At 62.0% G+C, this 17,871-nt stretch carries 17 protein-coding genes and 1 tRNA gene; 11 read left to right on the top strand and 7 right to left on the bottom strand.

The annotated features are described in order from the left end of the window. The first annotated feature begins 12 nt into the window (after positions 1 to 12). Together DI606_RS09705 and DI606_RS09700 are read left to right on the top strand one after the other, a co-directional pair. A tRNA-Leu gene (locus DI606_RS09705) sits at positions 13 to 99 on the top strand. 231 nt (positions 100 to 330) lie between these two features. Then, positions 331 to 747, top strand: coding sequence for a hypothetical protein (locus DI606_RS09700; RefSeq protein WP_293982147.1), 417 nt, complete (start codon positions 331 to 333; stop codon positions 745 to 747). A 296-nt stretch (positions 748 to 1,043) separates the two neighbouring features. Here DI606_RS09700 and DI606_RS09695 read toward each other — a convergent pair whose 3' ends face one another. The 4 genes from DI606_RS09695 to DI606_RS09680 all read right to left on the bottom strand — a co-directional run bounded on the left by DI606_RS09695 (position 1,044) and on the right by DI606_RS09680 (position 4,796). Next, positions 1,044 to 1,751 carry a superoxide dismutase gene (locus tag DI606_RS09695; protein ID WP_293982145.1) on the bottom strand — a complete coding sequence of 236 codons (708 nt, stop codon included), beginning with the start codon at positions 1,749 to 1,751 and terminating at the stop codon, positions 1,044 to 1,046. 80 nt (positions 1,752 to 1,831) lie between these two features. Beyond that, positions 1,832 to 2,983, bottom strand: coding sequence for a TonB-dependent receptor (locus tag DI606_RS09690; RefSeq protein WP_293982142.1), 1,152 nt, complete (start codon positions 2,981 to 2,983; stop codon positions 1,832 to 1,834). Continuing rightward, positions 2,980 to 3,576 carry a DUF1826 domain-containing protein gene (locus DI606_RS09685; RefSeq protein WP_293982139.1) on the bottom strand — a complete coding sequence of 199 codons (597 nt, stop codon included), beginning with the start codon at positions 3,574 to 3,576 and terminating at the stop codon, positions 2,980 to 2,982. The genes DI606_RS09690 and DI606_RS09685 overlap by 4 nt, the downstream gene beginning before the upstream one ends. Then, on the bottom strand, positions 3,573 to 4,796 hold the full coding sequence (locus DI606_RS09680; RefSeq protein WP_293982136.1) for a GTP-binding protein: 1,224 nt from the start codon (positions 4,794 to 4,796) through the stop codon (positions 3,573 to 3,575). The genes DI606_RS09685 and DI606_RS09680 overlap by 4 nt, the downstream gene beginning before the upstream one ends. An 86-nt stretch (positions 4,797 to 4,882) precedes the next feature. Here DI606_RS09680 and DI606_RS09675 point away from each other — a divergent pair, with 86 nt between their 5' ends. The 8 genes from DI606_RS09675 to DI606_RS09640 are packed head-to-tail and all read left to right on the top strand — an operon-like array spanning position 4,883 to position 12,940. After that, a complete protein-coding gene (locus tag DI606_RS09675; protein WP_293982133.1) occupies positions 4,883 to 5,293 on the top strand; it encodes a MerC domain-containing protein in 411 nt (136 codons plus the stop codon). Continuing rightward, complete coding sequence (locus tag DI606_RS09670; protein WP_293982130.1) at positions 5,290 to 5,523, top strand: hypothetical protein; 234 nt, start codon at positions 5,290 to 5,292, stop codon at positions 5,521 to 5,523. Before DI606_RS09675 ends, DI606_RS09670 begins: the two co-directional genes overlap by 4 nt. After that, the gene (locus DI606_RS09665; protein ID WP_293982127.1) at positions 5,520 to 6,680 is read left to right on the top strand and encodes a GTP-binding protein; all 1,161 of its coding nucleotides are present in this window, start codon (positions 5,520 to 5,522) and stop codon (positions 6,678 to 6,680) included. Before DI606_RS09670 ends, DI606_RS09665 begins: the two co-directional genes overlap by 4 nt. A 2-nt stretch (positions 6,681 to 6,682) precedes the next feature. Continuing rightward, entirely contained in the window at positions 6,683 to 7,150 is a 468-nt protein-coding gene (gene hisI, locus DI606_RS09660) for a phosphoribosyl-AMP cyclohydrolase (RefSeq protein WP_367119470.1), read from the top strand. 44 nt (positions 7,151 to 7,194) lie between these two features. Beyond that, positions 7,195 to 7,656, top strand: a complete 462-nt coding sequence (locus tag DI606_RS09655) for a Fur family transcriptional regulator (RefSeq protein WP_293982123.1) — start codon at positions 7,195 to 7,197, stop codon at positions 7,654 to 7,656. Positions 7,657 to 7,658: 2 nt separating this feature from the next. Continuing rightward, positions 7,659 to 9,779 (top strand): M3 family metallopeptidase, encoded by a 2,121-nt coding sequence (locus tag DI606_RS09650; RefSeq protein WP_293982121.1) that lies wholly within the window; start codon positions 7,659 to 7,661, stop codon positions 9,777 to 9,779. Beyond that, a complete protein-coding gene (locus tag DI606_RS09645; protein WP_293982118.1) occupies positions 9,776 to 11,155 on the top strand; it encodes an alkaline phosphatase PhoX in 1,380 nt (459 codons plus the stop codon). Before DI606_RS09650 ends, DI606_RS09645 begins: the two co-directional genes overlap by 4 nt. 12 nt (positions 11,156 to 11,167) lie before the next feature. Beyond that, positions 11,168 to 12,940, top strand: coding sequence for a M14 family metallopeptidase (locus DI606_RS09640; RefSeq protein ID WP_293982115.1), 1,773 nt, complete (start codon positions 11,168 to 11,170; stop codon positions 12,938 to 12,940). A gap of 45 nt (positions 12,941 to 12,985) precedes the next feature. On the opposite strand, the gene DI606_RS09635 is transcribed toward DI606_RS09640, so the two are convergent. Together DI606_RS09635 and DI606_RS09630 are read right to left on the bottom strand one after the other, a co-directional pair. Further along, positions 12,986 to 13,549, bottom strand: coding sequence for a DUF1826 domain-containing protein (locus tag DI606_RS09635; protein WP_293982112.1), 564 nt, complete (start codon positions 13,547 to 13,549; stop codon positions 12,986 to 12,988). A 216-nt stretch (positions 13,550 to 13,765) separates the two neighbouring features. Continuing rightward, positions 13,766 to 14,230 (bottom strand): hypothetical protein, encoded by a 465-nt coding sequence (locus DI606_RS09630; RefSeq protein WP_293982110.1) that lies wholly within the window; start codon positions 14,228 to 14,230, stop codon positions 13,766 to 13,768. A 307-nt stretch (positions 14,231 to 14,537) separates the two neighbouring features. Between DI606_RS09630 and DI606_RS09625 the strand changes: the two genes are divergently transcribed. Then, positions 14,538 to 14,963, top strand: a complete 426-nt coding sequence (locus tag DI606_RS09625; protein ID WP_293982108.1) for a MerC domain-containing protein — start codon at positions 14,538 to 14,540, stop codon at positions 14,961 to 14,963. 76 nt (positions 14,964 to 15,039) lie between these two features. Here the strand turns inward: DI606_RS09625 and DI606_RS09620 are convergent, their stop codons facing one another. Beyond that, positions 15,040 to 17,169 (bottom strand): TonB-dependent receptor, encoded by a 2,130-nt coding sequence (locus tag DI606_RS09620; protein ID WP_293982106.1) that lies wholly within the window; start codon positions 17,167 to 17,169, stop codon positions 15,040 to 15,042. Positions 17,170 to 17,871: the final 702 nt, after the last annotated feature.

The raw sequence follows: 17,871 nt of genomic DNA, 5'->3' as shown, positions 1-17,871 counted from the left end.
CCCTGTTGATGTGCGGTCGTGGCGGAATTGGTAGACGCGCAACGTTGAGGTCGTTGTGGCCGAAAGGCCGTGGAAGTTCGAGTCTTCTCGACCGCACCAGCAGCCTTCTTAAGGCTGCTCAGGAAGTCCAGGAATGGATGAATTCAGCCGTTTCTTGCCTTACTAGATCCCATCGTGTATCCTCCCAGCGCACGCAAAACGGGGGACCGGCTCGAAGGTCCCTTCCGCGATCGGAAGTCTCGCAATCGCCGCTCGCAACGCGCCGCCCGGTCGTCGCTACGCGGACGGCGCGGGCCTGTGGCTGCACAAGCGTGAGCGCGCTTGCGGGAAATGGGTCTGTCGGTCGATCTGCAGGTCTGCATGAAGGCGCGGGCGCTGCTTGGGAAGCAGCGGCACGAGACCGAGCACATTCCCGCGCTTCCCTATTCCGAGGCGCCCAAGTTCTACCGGTGGCTGTGCACGCTCGATACTACAGCCTCTCGCGCGCTGCGTTTTCTTAAGCTCACCCTGGCGCGCACAAGCGAAGTGCGATTGGCGACCAGCGACGAGATCGAAAGTGATGTCTGGAGCTTGGCCGACAAGCGCACCAAGACGAACGAGGGTCCGGGCCTTGGCCCCCGCCAACCAGCGGCGACGCGCCGGTCCCGCTGGAATGACATCCTTACGCGAGGGCCGCTGGCCCTCCCGCCTTCGAAACCTGTTTCGAATGTTTTTACATCATCAGCCATTACGACACCCCTCGGATGAGGGGCAAAACATAGACAGATCAGCAGCTACGAAAATGTGGGGAGGTTTTGGCGCTTACAGCCAATCGATCATCGCTGGCGAAAAATCGACCGTCGTTACGTGCGTGCTCCCCGCGACCGCTGCCAGTGCAGGAGCCGTGACCCCTTGTCGGTATCGAGCAGGGTCACGCCAAGCTCGATACCGACAAACAAGATAGCATCGCGACGCAATATGCCCATCAACGGCCGGGCGTTGGCGATGTAAGAGTCGCCCCCTCGTCCCAGTAAGCGGACGTTTGGAACGGTTACGCCGTCAATCTATTTTCGTGCCGTCGCGTCTGCGTAGCGGCGCGAGACCACATCCCAATTCACCACCTGCCACCATCCGTCGAGATAGTCTCCGCGGCGGTTTTGATATTTGAGGTAATAGGCATGTTCCCATACGTCATTGCCTAGGATCGGCGTCCCCTTCGTTTCCGCGACATCCATCAGTGGATTGTCCTGATTAGGGGTCGAAGCGATGGCAAGCTTACCGTCCGTGCCGACGATTAGCCAGACCCAGCCCGAGCCGAACCGCCCGGTCCCGGCTGCCTTGAAAGCCGCCTTGAACTTGACGAGCGACCCGAAGCCCGCATCGATCGCGGCGGCGAGCGCTGGCGACGGCGCACCACTTTGCGCGGGCGGTGTCATGGATTTCCAGAAAAAGCTGTGATTCCAATGCCCTCCGGCATTGTTGCGGACGGCGGTGGGCAGGGTTCCCGCTTTTGCAACAAGCTGTTCGAGCGACTGGCCCGCAAGTGCCGGGTCGGCCGAGACTGCCTTGTTCAACGCATCGACATAGGCCTGATGATGCTTGTCATGATGGATGGTCATGGTCTGCGCATCGATCGCCGGTTCCAGCGCGCCGGCGGCATAGGGCAAGGGCGGCAGGGTGAATACGGCAGGGGCCGGGGCGGCCTGCGCTACGACTGGCGATACGGTCGGAACGACGGTGGCCATTGCCATCAACAATGCTATTTTCTTCATCCTGTCCTCCTGATGGTTGCCGGGGGTTTCATTCGGAATAGTGCCATTTGTGACCTTGCTTTGGGTCATGAACGCATGGACTACAAATATATCCTTCCACTCACCCTCAATTGTCGAGATTCCACCGGTCGGCTGTGAACGCCGTCCACACCTTCAAGCGGCTCTCCGGGTAGGCGCGAGGCATAGAAATAGTCGGCGTCGGCCCGCCGAGTATTGAACAGGTTAAGCAGGTCGGCGGCAATCTCCAATCGCGCGAAATGCTTGGCAAAGCGCAGATTGACGACAGTTGTCGACGGCCTGCGCACGCTGTTGTCCTCGATCAGCGGGCGCGGGCCGACATGGCGCAAGCGCACCGCGCCTTCCCATCCGTCACCGCCGGTGGCCGTGAGGCCGAGCGAACCCATCGCGCGGACCGGAATCTGCTCTGTGGGCCGCCAGGTCGCATCGTAAACCGAAAGGCTGGCATGCAGCGTGCCCCAGGCGGTATCGGTCGAATATTTGGCGAAGCCTGCATAGTGGCGAAGCTCTTCGGGCAGTTGCCAAGGGCCGTTGCTGGCGCTGAAATCGCCCGCCAGCAGCAGGTCTCCGCCGCCTGCGCTTACCGAAGTCACGCCCGCGATCCGCCGAAAGTCGTAGCTTCCGCCCTCCAATGTGACGAACGATCGGTCGACACGATCGGCCGTCCGCATCGATGCAGCCGCGATGAACGAGAAATCGCCGTCCGCCGGTGAATAAGGCCCCTTGCGATAGTCGATGCGATCGATCGTTTCGGGGATGAGGCCATTCAGGTCGAGATAGCCTTGGCCATGCGCATGGGTCGGGAGATTCATCGGTACGCCATCCAGCGAAATGCTGAAATCGGTGCCGTGATCGAGATTATAGCCCCGGATATAATATCGCGCGGCCTTGCCGCCGCCCGAATGCTGGACAGCGATCAGGCCCGGAACAGCCTCGGCCAATTCGCTCGTTCGCAACAGCGGCCGCATGCGAATATCGTCACCCGAGATTGCGCCGACGCTCGCCGACAAGTCATGCCCGACCCGATGCTCCCCCCGTGCCGTCACGACGATTTCGCCCGCCTCGTCGCCTGAAGGCGATGAGGAGGCCCGTGCGGCGAGGGTTGTGTCCGGCAGCACCTCGCCGGAGGCTTGTGCGACACCGAACTGGACAGTTACAACGAACATGACGGTCGCCTTCCAGCCCAGATCGAGGAAGCGCCGATAGCGGATCAAGCCATCTCATCCCTGGCGCAAGGATTCATCGCAAGAAGCAGTCGCGTTTCGCCTGTGGCAGCAACAGGCGGCGAACGATGCAGGATGAACGGTTCCTCTGCCCAGAGCCGCCCCTTGAACAGCCCGACTTCGCCGGGGCGGAGCGATTCGATCGGCCCCTCGCTGCCCGCATGCAGCCATTGCGTGCCCGGCCCGACCAGGGGCATCAGCAGCCGGGCGGTCACATTATCTGCATGGAATTTCCTGCAGGCGTCGGTTTCGATCACTTCGAGCCTCAGGCGCAGCATCGTACATTCCAAGATCGCCGCCAAACGCTCGCCCATCGCCACGACCTCGCGCGCCAACGCTGGCGCGACATCGCCGTAGCCGGCCGCTTCGATCAGTTCTGGCACATCGCGCGCCAGTGCCATGTTCGATACGATTTCGTCGATGTCGTCGATGACATTCCAGTCGAGACCGCATAAACCGTCTAGATCGCAAGCGAGCGGACGCCGCCAGATAGCGAGGTGAACGTCGGGTTCCCATATCCGGGCCAGCACCGCCGGATCGGAATCGGCCAACGCATGGTTCTCGCCTGCCAGTGCGACGCTCATTCCGCAGCCTCCATCTGCGGCTCCCAACTGGGGAAAGGATCGCGCAGGCCGGTCCACATCTCCGGCGTAAAACGTTTGACCGGGAGCAGGCAGGCATCGAGCCGAGCGCGAATGCGCGCTTCGTCCATGCCTATGCCGATAAATACCAGTTCCTGTCGCCGGTCACCCCAAATGCCGTCCCAATGCTGCGAAACGAAGCGCTCGAAGCGATCATCGTCGGGCCAGTGATTCTTGGGGATGGAGGCCCACCAGCGGCCCATCCGGGCCATCATCGTCTGTGCGCCCGCAACGGCCAGTTCACCGACCCATTCGGGCCGCGTTGCCAGCCAGAAATGGCCCTTGGCGCGCACCACGGTGTCGAGCCCGCCATCGGTCAGGAAGGCATGAAGCTTTGCCGGATCGAAGGGCTGGCGCGCACGATAGACGAAGCTCTCGATCCCATATTCCTCGGTCTCGGGCTGGTGACTGGCATAGCCGTAAAGCTCCTTGGCCCAAAGCGGATGCTGCGCGGCCTTCTCTTCGTCGAACAGGCCGGTGTCGAGCATCGCATCAAGCGGCACCTTGCCTCGATCGCACGCGATGATGCGCGCATCGGCATTGAGCGAGGCGACGAGTTTCTTGACGATCGCCAGCTGGTCCGGCGACACGGCACTCGCCTTGTTGATCACGACCACGTCCGCAAACTCGATCTGCTCGACCAGCAGGCCGACAAGGCTGCGCGTATCGTCCTCGCCCAGGCTCTCGCCGCGATCGGCCAGGAAATCCTGACTTGAATAATCGGCGAGCAGATTGAGCGCATCGACCACGGTCACCATCGTATCGAGCCGGGCGACATCGCCCAGGCAATGCCCCTCCTCGTCGCGGAAGGAGAAGGTGGTTGCCACCGGCAGCGGCTCGGAGATGCCGGTGCTCTCGATCACCAGACTATCGAATCGTCCCGCCTCGGCGAGCGCACGGACTTCTTTCAAAAGGTCGTCGCGAAGGGTGCAGCAGATGCAGCCATTGGTCATCTCGACCAGGCTCTCCTCGCTGCGTGCCAACGCCGCGTCGCCGCCGCGCACGAGGTCGGCGTCGATATTCACTTCCGACATATCGTTGACGATCACGGCTACGCGCCGCCCTTCGCGATTGGCGAGAATGTGATTGAGCGTCGTCGTCTTTCCCGCGCCCAGAAAACCTGAAAGCACCGTGACCGGGAGCCGATTGTCAGTGGAAGCCATATTCTACCCTTGACCTTTATGTTACAGTATATCATCTCTGCATAAGGCGGAGGACATGGGATGTCCAGCGCCGATGGGAGTCGCGCATGGCCGCAAATACGGAAGGGCAACGATTATTCGACGGGGTGGCGATCGGCGCCTCTATCCTGTGCCTGATCCATTGCCTGGTCTTGCCGGTGCTGATCGTTTTGCTGCCGACCCTCACAGCCTTTTTGATCGTTCCTGAGGCCTTTCATCTCTGGGCGCTTGGGCTTGCCGTGCCCACCAGCGTCCTCGCCTTGACGACCGGCTACCGCCGCCATCGCAAGATCAAGCCTACGATCGTCGCGCTGCCGGGGCTCATCCTGCTGGCGGGGGGCGCGCTGCTGGCGCCGAACGAGAGCAAGGAAACCATTTTATCGGTCGCCGGTGCCCTGCTTCTTGCCCTTGGACATGGTCTCAACTGGCAGGCATTGCATGACAACGGCGCGCTAAAGAAGGGAAGCCGTACGATATGAAGCCACCCGTCATCCCCTGCACTTACGATGAGTGGAAACATTGCATCACCGTCTTGTGCCGCATTCCGCTGACGCCTGCTTTCGTCGAAGCGCGCATCGCGGCGCTTGCCAATCCGCGCGATTATGGAACGCTGCGTTTTGTCGAGACCTGGGGTGAAGCGCATCGCGACCGCGTGACAGCCTGGTTCCTCGAGGCACGCGCCGAACTCGCCGCCGGGGACGCCGCATGAGCAGCCTGTTCGCCGGGCCGCAATCGCTGATCCCGGTTTCGGTCCTGACCGGTTTTCTGGGCAGCGGCAAAACGACGCTGCTCAACCATCTGGTCAATGCGCCGGAGATGAGCCGGGCGTTGGTCGTCATCAACGAGTTTGGCGCGGTCAGCCTCGACCATGATCTCATCACCCGATCGAACGACGATCTCGTCGTGGAAATGATGGGCGGATGCCTGTGCTGCACGATCAGGGGCGATCTGCTGCGGACGCTGCGCGATGCGCCCTGGCGCTTCGCGCGCGAAGGCAAATGCTGGTTCGACCGGGTGGTGATAGAGACGACGGGGCTGGCCGATCCAGCGCCGATCCTGCACACGCTGATGACCGACAGCCATTTGGCGACTCTCTATCGGCTCGACGGCGTGATCGCGACGGTGGATGCCGCCGCCGGCATGGCGACGCTCGATGCCCAGGAGGAAGCGATCAAGCAAGCCGCGATGGCCGATCGCATCCTCCTGACCAAGACCGACCTCGCGTCGGAGGATGAGCGAGCGGCAATCGAACGACGACTGCGCGCACTCAATCCCGCCGCCCCGATCATTCCGGTCAGGAACGGCCAAGCCGAGTTCGCGTCCTTGTTCGATGCCGGCCTCTACGACCCGGCGACCAAGACGAACGACGCCCAGCGCTGGCTCCAGGCCGAAGCCTACACGGACGGTCATCGCGGGCATGGCCACGATCATCACCACCACGATCATGATCACCACCATCATCATGACCCGAACCGGCATGACGATCATATCCACGCCACCTGCCTGACGTTCGACGAACCGCTCGATGCCGAAGGCTTTGAACGCTGGATCGATATCCTTACCACGTTCAAGGGGCCGGACATCCTGCGCGTGAAGGGCATACTGAACCTGATTGGAGAGCCCCGGCCGGTCGTCATCCACGGTGTCCAGCATATCTTCCATCCCCCGGTACTGCTCGATGCATGGCCATCCGAAGACAGGCGGACGCGACTCGTCTTCATCACGCGCGACATCAGCGCCGACGAACTGCGCGACACGTTGACGCTGCTGACCAGCGGTATCAAACGTTACGATCTTGCCGGTTATGTCGAAGATCTGCTCAACGACCGCGCCCCTGGCATTCTGCCCGAAGGAGTAGGACCGTGACGATGTTCGCCGAACGCACGAGCGTCGAGCAGGTAGAGCTAGGCGGCGATCTCGCACCCCGCTTCGATGCTGAGGGGCTGATGCCCGTCGTCGTCGTCAATGCCGAAGACCAGACGATATTGATGCTGGGCTATATGAACGTCGAGGCATTGGAGCGAACGTTGCGGACGCGCGAGGCGCATTTCTGGTCGCGCAGTCGCCGCGCCTTGTGGCGCAAGGGTGAACATAGCGGCTTTACGCAGAAGGTAGAGCGCATCTTGATTGACGACGATCAGGACTCCCTGGTCCTGGCGGTAACGATCGACGGACCCGGAAGCTGCCATGTCGGCTTCCGGTCCTGCTTCTATCGTCGGATCGACCTCGATACCCTTGCAGACGAAAATCCTGCCAGATTGCATCGCGTCGAGAGCGAAGCCGCATTCGATGCGGAGGCAGTCTATGCAGGTCTGCCAAATCCGACACGGGTTTGATCGTGCGAGCCGCGCCCCTTTCGCTCCATAAAGCTAGCACGAAATTGCGACTGCGCGCTCGGCGACATCCAGAAGATCTGGACGCGCTTATCCTCGACCTGCTTGCCCGGTCGAACCGACCGATCAGCGCCTACGACATTTCCGACCGGTCCATAGCCGCCGGCCAACCGGTCGTGCCCAACCAGGTTTATCGAACGCTCGCACGGCTGATCGATCAGGGCCTGGTCCATCGTGTGGAATCTCTGTCGGCCTATATGCTGAGGCAGCAATCCTTCGACGGGTGCCTCGTCTGCGATCACTGCCATGCGGTCCAGCTCCTCACCGATCCCATAGTCGTTGCCGGGCTTAAGGATCGCGCGGAACGGTTCGGCTTTGCCGTCGACCGGACCGTTGTCGAGTTGCGCGGGCTTTGCACAGATTGCGCTGCGGACAGCCGCACGGCTGGCGACCATGAGGCCGCGCGGCCTTTGCCAACGGCCTCCCCATCACCCATTTGTGGAGTTTGAATTTGCGTCTGCTTGCTTGTACCGCCCCTATTGCCATGCTGGTATCGCCCCTCTCCGCCACCGCCGCTGAACCGGCCGCCACCAATTCAGCCGACCAGTCGGCCAACCCGCTGCTGGGCGAATGGAGGACACCCGATGGCGTACCGCCTTATGACCGGATTCGGCCGGAACATTATGAGCCGGCATTCGATGACGCGCTTCTAGCCGCACGTGCAGATTATCGGCGCATTGCCGACAATCCCGCCGCGCCTACCTTTGCCAACACTATCGAGGCGATGGAGGGTGCCGGTCGCCCGCTCGGACGCATTTCCAGTGTTTTTTTCAATGTCGCTTCCGCCGACGCGACCGATGCGATCCAGGCGATCGAGGAGAACGTCACGCCCAAGCTGACACGCCTCTCGAACGAGACTTTCCTCGACCAGAAGCTCTTCGGTCGGGTCGATCGGCTGTGGCAGTCGCGCGCGACGCTGGACTTGACGCCCGAACAGGCCCGGCTGCTCGAAGAAACGCATGAGAAATTTGTCCGCGCAGGCGCGGCATTGCAACCAGCCGCACGTACGCGGGTAGCGGCGATCAATGAGGAATTGGCGACGCTCGGCGTCATATTCGGGCAGAAGCTGCTGGCCGACCAGAAGGCGAACGACGTCGTTCTGACGAAGGCCGAGGTCGCCGGCTTGCCCGGCGACCAGCAAAGCGCCGCCGCAATTGCCGCCAAGGCGGCCGGGCGCGACGGCAGCTTCCTGTTCCCCGCCACGCGATCGGCGGCGGAGCCCTTCCTGACGGCATCGCCCAACCGGGGAGCGCGCGAGAAAATCTGGCGCGCGTTCGTGATGCGCGGCGACAACGGCAATGCGAACGATACCAATGCCACCATCGCCAAGCTGGTCGCGCTGAGGATCGAGCGGGCAAAGTTGCTGGGGGCAAAGAGCCACGCCGACTTCGTGCTCGAAGACCAAATGGCCAAGACGCCGGCGGCGGCGATGGACCTACTGATGAAGGTCTATCGCCCCGCATTGGAACGCGCGAAAGAGGAGTCGCGCGATATCGCCGCCCACGCGGCCAAGGACGGGATCGTCAAGGTCGAACCCTGGGACTGGCGCTACTATGCCGAGCAGGTGCGCAAGGAACGCTATGCGCTCGATGAGGCGGCGATCAAACAATATATGCCGCTCGACGGCTGGGTAGACGCGCTGTTCGATACCACGAACAAGCTCTACGGTATTACTGCGCACGAAAGGAAGGACGTGCCCGTCTACGCCGACGGGGTGCGCGTTTGGGAACTGCGCGAAGCGGACGGGCGCAAGATCGGCCTGTTCTACGCTGACTGGTTTGCTCGCCCCACCAAGCGCCCGGGTGCTTGGATGAACAGTCTGCGCGACGAGAACAGCCTGTTTGGCGAGCTGGCAATCGTCGTGAACAACCAGAATATCGTGCCGCCCGCCCCGGGGCAGCCGGCGCTGATCTCGGTGGACGAAGCCGAAACGCTGTTCCACGAATTCGGCCATGGTCTCCATGGCCTGCTCAGCAAGGTGCGGTATCCGAGCCTGTCTGGCACGGCCGTCTCGCGCGACTTTGTGGAGTTTCCAAGCCAGATTTACGAACATTGGGTGTTGGAACCCGAAGTGCTGCGCAAATATGCGCGCAACGCCGCAGGCGACCCCATGCCCGAGGCGATGATTCAGTCCCTGATCAAGGCGCGAGCGTTCAACCAGGGCTATCTGACGGTCCAGCAGTTGTCCTCCGCGATCCTGGACATGCGTCTGCATTCGCTGACCGGCCTGCCTGCAAATTTCAACGCCCGTGCGTGGGAAGAGGCCCAGCTCAAGGACCTCGGCGTGCCGAACGAAATCGGCATGCGGCATCGCCTTGCCCATTTCAGCCATATCTTCGACGGTGGCTATTCTGCGGGATACTACGCCTATACCTGGGCGGAAGTGATGGATGCCGACGGTTTCGAGGCGTTCAAGGAAACTGGCAACATCTTCGACCCCACACAGGCCGCAAAGCTGCGCCACGAAGTTCTTGAGCGGGGTAACACCCGTGACCCGATCGAAAGCTATACGGCTTTTCGAGGCAGGATGCCGTCGCCTGACGCGCTGCTGCGAAACCGGGGACTGGAATGAAGGCTGAAGAGCGGGAGGATATCGCCGTAAAGTCTATGCGGATCGATCGCCGCCGCTTCGCCACCGGCGTGGCGGCGGCGCTGGGCGGATTGGCCATCGCGGGCTGCGCTGAACGGACAGCTTTGCTGACCGGTGCAGGGTCGCCACCCACCGGCTATGGGCCGACACTTCCAGATCCGGCGGGCCTGCTCGATCTGCCCGCGGGTTTTTCCTATCGCATCGTCTCGCAATTCGGTGAGCCGATGAGCGATGGACACGTCGTGCCCGACCGCGCCGACGGCATGGGCTGCTTCCCGCTGCCCGGCGGACGTCACGCGCTGGTCCGCAACCACGAACTCTCCCCGAACGGCATCGACCAAGGCGCCTTGCGCGGGGCGGCGGGCGATCTGCTGGCCTATGACCGGCTGAACGACGGTCGCGCGCTTCCCGGCGGCACGACTACGATCGTCGTCGACGGTGCGAGCGGTCGAACGCTTTCGCAACATCTGAGCCTCGCCGGCACGATCCGCAACTGCGCCGGGGGCACGACGCCGTGGGGCAGCTGGCTGACCTGCGAGGAGGACATGACACGAGCCGGCAATGGCGTCGGACAGGATCATGGCTGGGTCTTCGAAATTCCGGCGACAGCGCGGGGACTTGTCGATCCGCAGCCGATCCGCGCCATGGGCCGCTTCAACCACGAAGCCGCAGCAGTCGATCCGCGTACCGGCATCGTCTATATGACCGAAGATCGCGACGATGGGCTGCTCTATCGATATCTGCCCGACCGCCCCGGCACGCTTATGGCGGGCGGTCGCCTGCAAGCGCTGGCCCTGCTCGATCCCGCACGAACCGACAGCCGCAACTGGACCGGCGCGGATATCGTCGAGGGCGACTGGCTACCAGTCCGCTGGATCGACCTCGACGGGACCGATGCCCCGGACGACGATCTGCGCCTCCGCGGCAACCGCGCCGGCGCATTGCAGTTCGCGCGGGGCGAAGGCATTCACTGGGGGGATGGCGAGCTGTTCTTTTGCTGCACTTCCGGGGGTGCGGCCAAACTGGGCCAGATCATGCGACTGCGGCCCGGACGAACGGGCGACCGCCTTCAGCTGTTCGTCGAGTCGCGCAGCAAAGCGATGCTCGACTTCGGGGACAATCTGACGGTAGCGCCGAACGGCCATCTTGTCGTGTGCGAGGATCAATATACGAAGGTCGTCGCCAATCGCCTGATCGGCGTAACACCGGCTGGCGCTACCTATGTGCTCGGTGCCCTTACCGCTCAGACCGAGCTTGCCGGTGCCTGCTTCTCGCCAAATGGCCGCACCCTCTATGTCAACGCCTATAGTCCTGCCAAGACATTGGCTATAACGGGGCCATGGGAGCATATCGGATAAAGGGGATCTTCAATGCGTCGGCTTTTGACTCTGGCCTTGTTCATAGCGGCGCATCCGGCGCTGGCCCAGTCGCTTGAGGCGCCGTTGCCGCCGCTCGCACCATGGAAAGGTGCCAGCGAAAAGCTGATCGTCGGCACCGATGATCCCTGGATTACGCCGGCCGAGCGCGTGAATTTTGTCGACACGCCGAATTATGCCGCGACGCGCGCTTGGCTCGACCGGCTGGTCGCATCCGCGCCCCGCCTTCTTTCCATCGAGAGCTTTGGCAAGACGGCGCAAGGCCGCGACCTTTACTTTGTGCGCGCGAGCAAAGGGGGGACAGGCAAGCCGGTGCTTCTGGTTCAGGCTGGCATCCATTCGGGCGAGATCGATGGCAAGGACGCAGGCATGATGCTGCTGCGCGATATCGCGCATCGCGGCAAGGACAGTCTGCTCGACAAGGTCGACCTTGTCTTCGTGCCCATTTTCAACGCCGACGGGCATGAGCGCGCAAGCCCATGGAACCGCCCGAACCAGCGCGGTCCGCATTCGATGGGCTGGCGCACCACCGCGCAGAATCTCAACCTCAACCGCGACTATCTGAAGGCCGATGCGCCGGAAATGCAGGCGATGATCGCTCTCATCGCCCGCCTCGACCCGACGCTCTACCTGGACCTGCACGTTACCGATGGCATGGATCATCAATATGACGTCGCCTATGCTTTTTCAGGCTGGCGCGGATATTATGCGAAATCGCCCGCCATCGGTCGCTGGCTCGACACGCAACTGCGCCCTGCTATGGACGTGGCGCTGAGGCGCGCGGGCCACACGCCAGGCCATTATGTGAGCGCGGTCGACAACCGCGATCCCGACAAGGGGATCAGCCACGATCCCGACACGCCGCGCTTTTCGACCGGCTACGGCGACTATCGCCATGTGCCGACGATCCTTGTCGAAACGCTGTCCCTGCGGCCCTATCGCCAGCGCGTGCTCGGCACCTATGTGTTTATCGAAGAAGCGTTGAAATTGGTCGGCAGCGAAGGACCGGGCTTGCGGACGGCGATCGATGCCGATCGGGCTGAGCGGCCTTCCGATCTGGTGGTCCGGTGGAAGCCGTTGAAGGACCCGATCTATACGGTCGATTTCCTCGGCATTGCCCATGAGCGCTATCGTTCGGTCGCTTCGGGGCGCGATGAGATTCGCTGGCTGGGCCGTCCGGTCACGCAGAAGATGCCGGTCTTCGGGGAAGCGCCGGACCAGTCGGTGCGATTGCCGAAGGCCTGGTGGGTGCCGGTGTCAGCGCCCGAAGTGATCGCGCGGCTCAAGCTGCACGGCATTCGTTTCGAAACCATCGATGCGCCGCGCACGATGGAACTCGACATGGTGCGTATCGCAGATCCCAAGCTGGAGGCGGCAAACGAGGGGCGGGTGCCGCTCACTGCCGGCGGCTTTATACATAGTCGCCGCAGCGAAACATTCCCGGCCGGATCGGTGCGGGTGCCGTCCGATCAGCCGCTTGGCCTGCTGGCGGCAGCCTTGCTCGAGCCGGAGAGCGCGGACGGAGTGCTGGCATGGAACTTCTTTCCGGCCATGCTTCAGCGCACCGAATATATCGAAGCTTATGCGATTGCGCCGCTGGCGGAGCGAATGCTGGCGAACGATCCCGCGCTCAAAAAAGCGTTCGAGGCGAAACTCGCCGCCGACCCTGCATTCGCGGCAGATGGCAATGCCCGCCTCGCCTGGTTCTACGAACGCACACGCTATTTCGACGATCGCTATCTGCTCTATCCGATAGGGCGCGAGTAAACGCCTATGCTCTGAACCCACCATGTCCCTGCTTGACGACTGCGATCATGCGTTCAGTTCTTCGACAGGATCGATTGTCAGCACAAGGCGGGGTGCACCGGACGGCGGTGGACGATGGAGGACAGGTGGGGGGTTGAGCAGCGACCGGCCTTTGAACACGCCTACCGAGCCGGTCGGCACTTCGCAGATCGCGTCCTGACCATCGGTGCAACACCATTGCGTGCCCGTCCCCACATAGGTGCATTGCAAACGCAATGAGACGCTATCGGCGTGAAAGCGTCTGCCCGGATCGCTCTCGACCACCGCAAGCTGCACGTGCAGCCGATCGTCTCCCGTCAGTGCTGCGTGACGCCGGACAAGCAGGTCAATGTCTGGAGACAATGCCGTCGCAGATGGTTCGGGATACCCGGCAGAGCGCAAGGCGCTGAGAACAGAGCCGCTGAGGTCCATCTCTACGGAAAGATCGGCAAGGGATTGAAGGTCCAGACCCTCCAGTGCGATTCTGATTGGCAGCGGCAGTTGGCGCCACCAGATCGCCAGCGCCGCGTCAGGGCGCGCAATGGAGTCCAAGGCGGCACGATCACCCGCAATCGCCACCAGCCGCTCCATCCTGGCCGCAGTCACGGCGCGGGTCGATCAGGGTGGCCGTGCGCCCGAGGCACAGAATTTAGCGCGCCGGAGCCGACGCGTCTATTTTGCAGCAAGCTGGGCTGTTCGAATATGTGACGGCGACCCATCGTGACTCTCACCGCGGCCTTCGGGGATGCAGGCGCGTTACCGGTGGCTCGCTGGATAGCGCGAAGACGGATCCGTCGCGCTCCAACATCAAGGCTGATAAGGCAAAGACGATTGGTGCAGGATGATCCGGATCCTGCCATCCGCGCACTCTTTGAACACAAAGCTCTTGTTCACAAAGATGTGGCTGTCATCCGCCCCGATGAAATGCACGTTGCATTGCACGATGGCCAGATCGCCATGAAGGATGAAATCCTCCTTGCTATACCACACCTTGACCCACGGCTTCAGTTTGAAGCCTTTGTCATCGGGGAAATTCTCGTCCCCGCCGGTGAAATAGGCAAGCGCACCCTCTTTCGTGGTGCGATAGGTCTGCGAGCCGAAGGTCAGCGTTGGCTTGAACAGAACCTTGCCATTGTCATAGTCATAATTGTCGCGCAGGACTTGTGCGGCGACGGCGCGGGCGTCTCCGCCTTCGGAATGAGCCTTGCCCACTGCCACGACGTTGTCGCACCAGGTTTGCAAAGCTTTGTGCACCATATCCTCAGTAAACATCGCTTCTATCAACTCCCGATATCGTTCGCATTGGGCGGGCAAAACTTGTCCTTAGGTCGAGATTTGCATACGCAGGATGCCACATCATGATAGCAAATGTTATATCATAACAATTTAAAGTCTGTATCTTTTTGTTGCCAGTTCATCGCTTTTACCGTGCCATATCCCATGGAGCCGATGTCGGCATGTTTCGCGCCGTATGAGGATATATGGACGGCGGCACAGCGAAGGTCGGTTCGGGCCGACCTACATCCCGTTAAACAATAAATTCCTTGCCGGATGGGGTACGTTGCAACATTACGCTTCAATGTCCAAGATGCGCAATGGTGAGTTTCCCCAATCTACGGGCTGCGAAGATGCATCCGAGGATTGGTTCGAACGCGTCGCCCTGGGCGCCTCTTTTCTGTGCATCGCCCATTGTCTGGCGCTTCCGCTGGTTTTTCTCGCGCTGCCGGCACTTTCACGACTGGTTCCGATTCCAGAGAGTTTCCATCTGCTGATGCTGATTGTGGCAATTCCTTCCAGCGCCGCTGCCCTGTTCATGGGACGGTCGCATCATGGTCGTTCGTGGCCGATCGTGGCGGGAATGATCGGCCTCACGCTGCTGACGATCGCCGCGCTTTTCTACGAAGGAACGCGCTGGGATGTACCAATCAGCGTGTTCGGCAGTGTCGCGCTAATCGCCGCGCATGTCGGGAACTGGCGGCTGCGGCATGCCGGGCATCGCCACTGATTTTCCGGAAGCCATCGTCTGTCGCTCATCGTAGATCCCGCCGGGCCACTATAGCCCGGCGGGATTTTTCCATCCGTCAGAAGCTGACCCGCGCCGACACGCGAATATCTCGTCCGGACAGGGGAGCGAAGTCCTTGAGGAAAGACGCATGGCGACGAGCGACGACATCGAAAATATTGTTCGCCGACAGCGCGAAGCTCAAGGGCCGCTCGTTGCCCCAGGGGCGGAAGTTCACTGCGGCATTGACCAGCGTATAGCCCTTGGTCTCTGTCTCGAAGTTGGAGACACGCTTCTGGTCGTCGGTCCATTCGACCTCGCCGCGCACGTCGACCTTCGGGCTGGTCACGCCCAGGCCGCCGAGCAGGCGTAGCGGAGGGATGCGGGGCGCAGGCCCGGCACCCACGATCTGCGCATGGACATAGTCGCCAAGCGCATCGGCGACGAGGTTCATGTCGCCGAACTTCGCCAGCGTGACCGATCCCTGAGCTTCCAACCCGTAGTAGCGCGCCTTGGCCTGCGCGAACTGGTAGACGGGCAGCCCGTCCTCTTCCTCGCCGGTCAGCCCTTCATAGATGAAGTTGGAAAACCAGTTGTGATAGGCCGATGCCTCGAAACTGTAATTTTCGCCCTTGCCGCGCAGCACGGCTTCAAGGCCTACGGCACGCTCTGTGTTGAAATCGGGGTTGCCGACCTCGAACGCCTGCGTACCCGCATGGGGACCGTTGGCGAACAGTTCCTCCGCCGATGGCGCGCGTACCGTGCGCGAAAGGTTGATGCCCAGACGCCAATCCTCGCTCAGCCCGTATGACGCGCCACCGGACAGTGACAGCGTGTCGAATGTCCGCCTGCCCGCGAAGAATTGCGGCTGGTCTTGGAGCGGCTTCGCCTCAAGCTCGCTATGCTCGTAGCGGGCGCCCCCCTCCAGTTTCAGCGCGCCGTAATCGAGCGTCTGAAGCGTGAAGACGCCGAACTGCTGTGTACTGTTCTTCGGCAGGAAGGCTTCGTCGCCGACGACGTTGAAGTCGCGCGAGAAATATTGGACGCCGCTGGCGCCCTTCCAGGCGCCATGATCGGCTTGAACCAGTTCGATGCGGGCCTCGATGCCCCTGTTGTAGAAGGCTGTGCCGACATCGCCATTCTCTTCCAGTTCGAAATGGCGGTATGTGGCGTAACCGGCGCGGGCGCGGATGCTCTTGAGAATCGTGCCGCCCGTTTCAACCTCGGCGCGCAGATCCACCCGGTCCTGCGCCAGGTCGAGCCGGGGCGCTTCCTGCTCCTGCCCGGGCAGCGTCGCATAACGGATCGGCACCCCGTAGAGGCTGTCATAATGGCTGTACGACACGCCCAGATTGCCGGTATCGGTGATGAAGGCGGCGCCGACGCCAGCCGTCCAGGTCTTGCTCTGGCTGTTGGGCAGCTTTCCCCTGACGGCGGCGTTGGCCGCGAAATCGATCGGCTCCTCTTCCCCTGCCCCCTCTTCGGGCGGGAGCATGCTGGAGGCGAGCGCCTGGGCGCGGGCCTGCGGCGACAGGGCGTAGCCGCCGATGCGCATATTGTCCGACTTGAGGTAACTGCCGTCGGCATGGACAACGAACCGGTCGCCCAGCGGCACGTCGATCGATCCTGCGCCGCTGCGCTCGTCGGCGGCACTGCCATAGGTGGCCAGCGCATCGACATGGACGGGTTCGTCGGGAACGGTGCGCGGAATGCGCTTGTCGATGACATTGACGACGCCGCCGATGGCCGACGCGCCGTATAGCAGCGATTGCGGACCGCGCAGCACCTCGATGCGCTCGGCAAGCAACGGGTTCACAACCGGCGCATGGTCGACACTGGTGTTGGACACGTCGATCGATCCGATCCCGTCCACCAGAACGCGCACGCGCTCACCCTGCAGACCGCGCAACACCGGGCGCGACGCGCTGGGGCCGAAGGAGGTGGCGGATACGCCCGGCGTATGCTGCAACGTTTCACCGATCGAGGGGCGTACGGCCTGCGTCAGCGCGCTTCCTTGAAGCACGGAAGTGCCGGATAGAATGTCGGTTCGCTCGCGCTCGAAGGGTGCGGTCACGATGATGTCCGCGGATCGCTGCTCATGACGGGTGCCCGCTCCTTGCGACGCGGTCACCTGCTGAGCCAGCGTGGACTGGGCGGAAGCGAGCACGGCGATCGCCGAGCAGGTCGATAGAAAGAAGCTGATGCGCATGAAAATACCCCTTTGCCGATCCACGTCCTTTTGGATCCTATTGCCGTGGCGCATGTGGCGCTCACCGCTGCGGCAGCGGCTCTACCCTCAATTTTCATACGTTACAATATAACATGCTACAGATTGTAACCAGATGTTGCCTTTGTTTTCATGAACCGAAACGTGCAAACTGGGCGCTCAAACCGCCGGCAATCGCGATCCGATGTTGGTTTGTGCGACCTTAGTAGGCGCGGGATCGGCTTTGAATCTTGAGGCGAAGGCGGCTTTCGTGCGCTCCAGTTTGGCAGCCTTTTCTCGCTCGTACTGCGCGAGCGCTTCCTCCTAAGCTGCAAGCTGTTGCCCGTACGTCATTCCGGTATAATCGATGGCCACCGCTATATCCGCCTCACCGAAGCCAAAGCCGTGCATGCAGCAAGCAAGCGCTGGCGCGCCAAGGAGCAGCGAGGCGCCGGATGCGATGCGACAAACGGTTGAAACAGGCAGACACATGGTCGCATACTCTTTAAGTCCGCGATCACATCTCGCGGCGTTCGCGCATCGTGGGACGAGAAGGCGGGCTTGAAACAGATGGTACCAGCCTGACGCCGCCGGATTTCCTTGGTCGATTCCAGCACTGCCCAGGATATACCCCCGGCGGCGTGGCGGCGGGCGTCCAGATCGACCCGGACGGTTTCAGATTGTCGGGACGCTGCGAGACCGCGG

The sequence above is a fragment of the Sphingobium sp. genome, assembly GCF_003248505.1.
In the GTDB taxonomy this organism is placed as follows: Bacteria; Pseudomonadota; Alphaproteobacteria; order Sphingomonadales; family Sphingomonadaceae; genus Sphingobium.
This window is presented reverse-complemented; position numbering and strand designations above follow the sequence as displayed.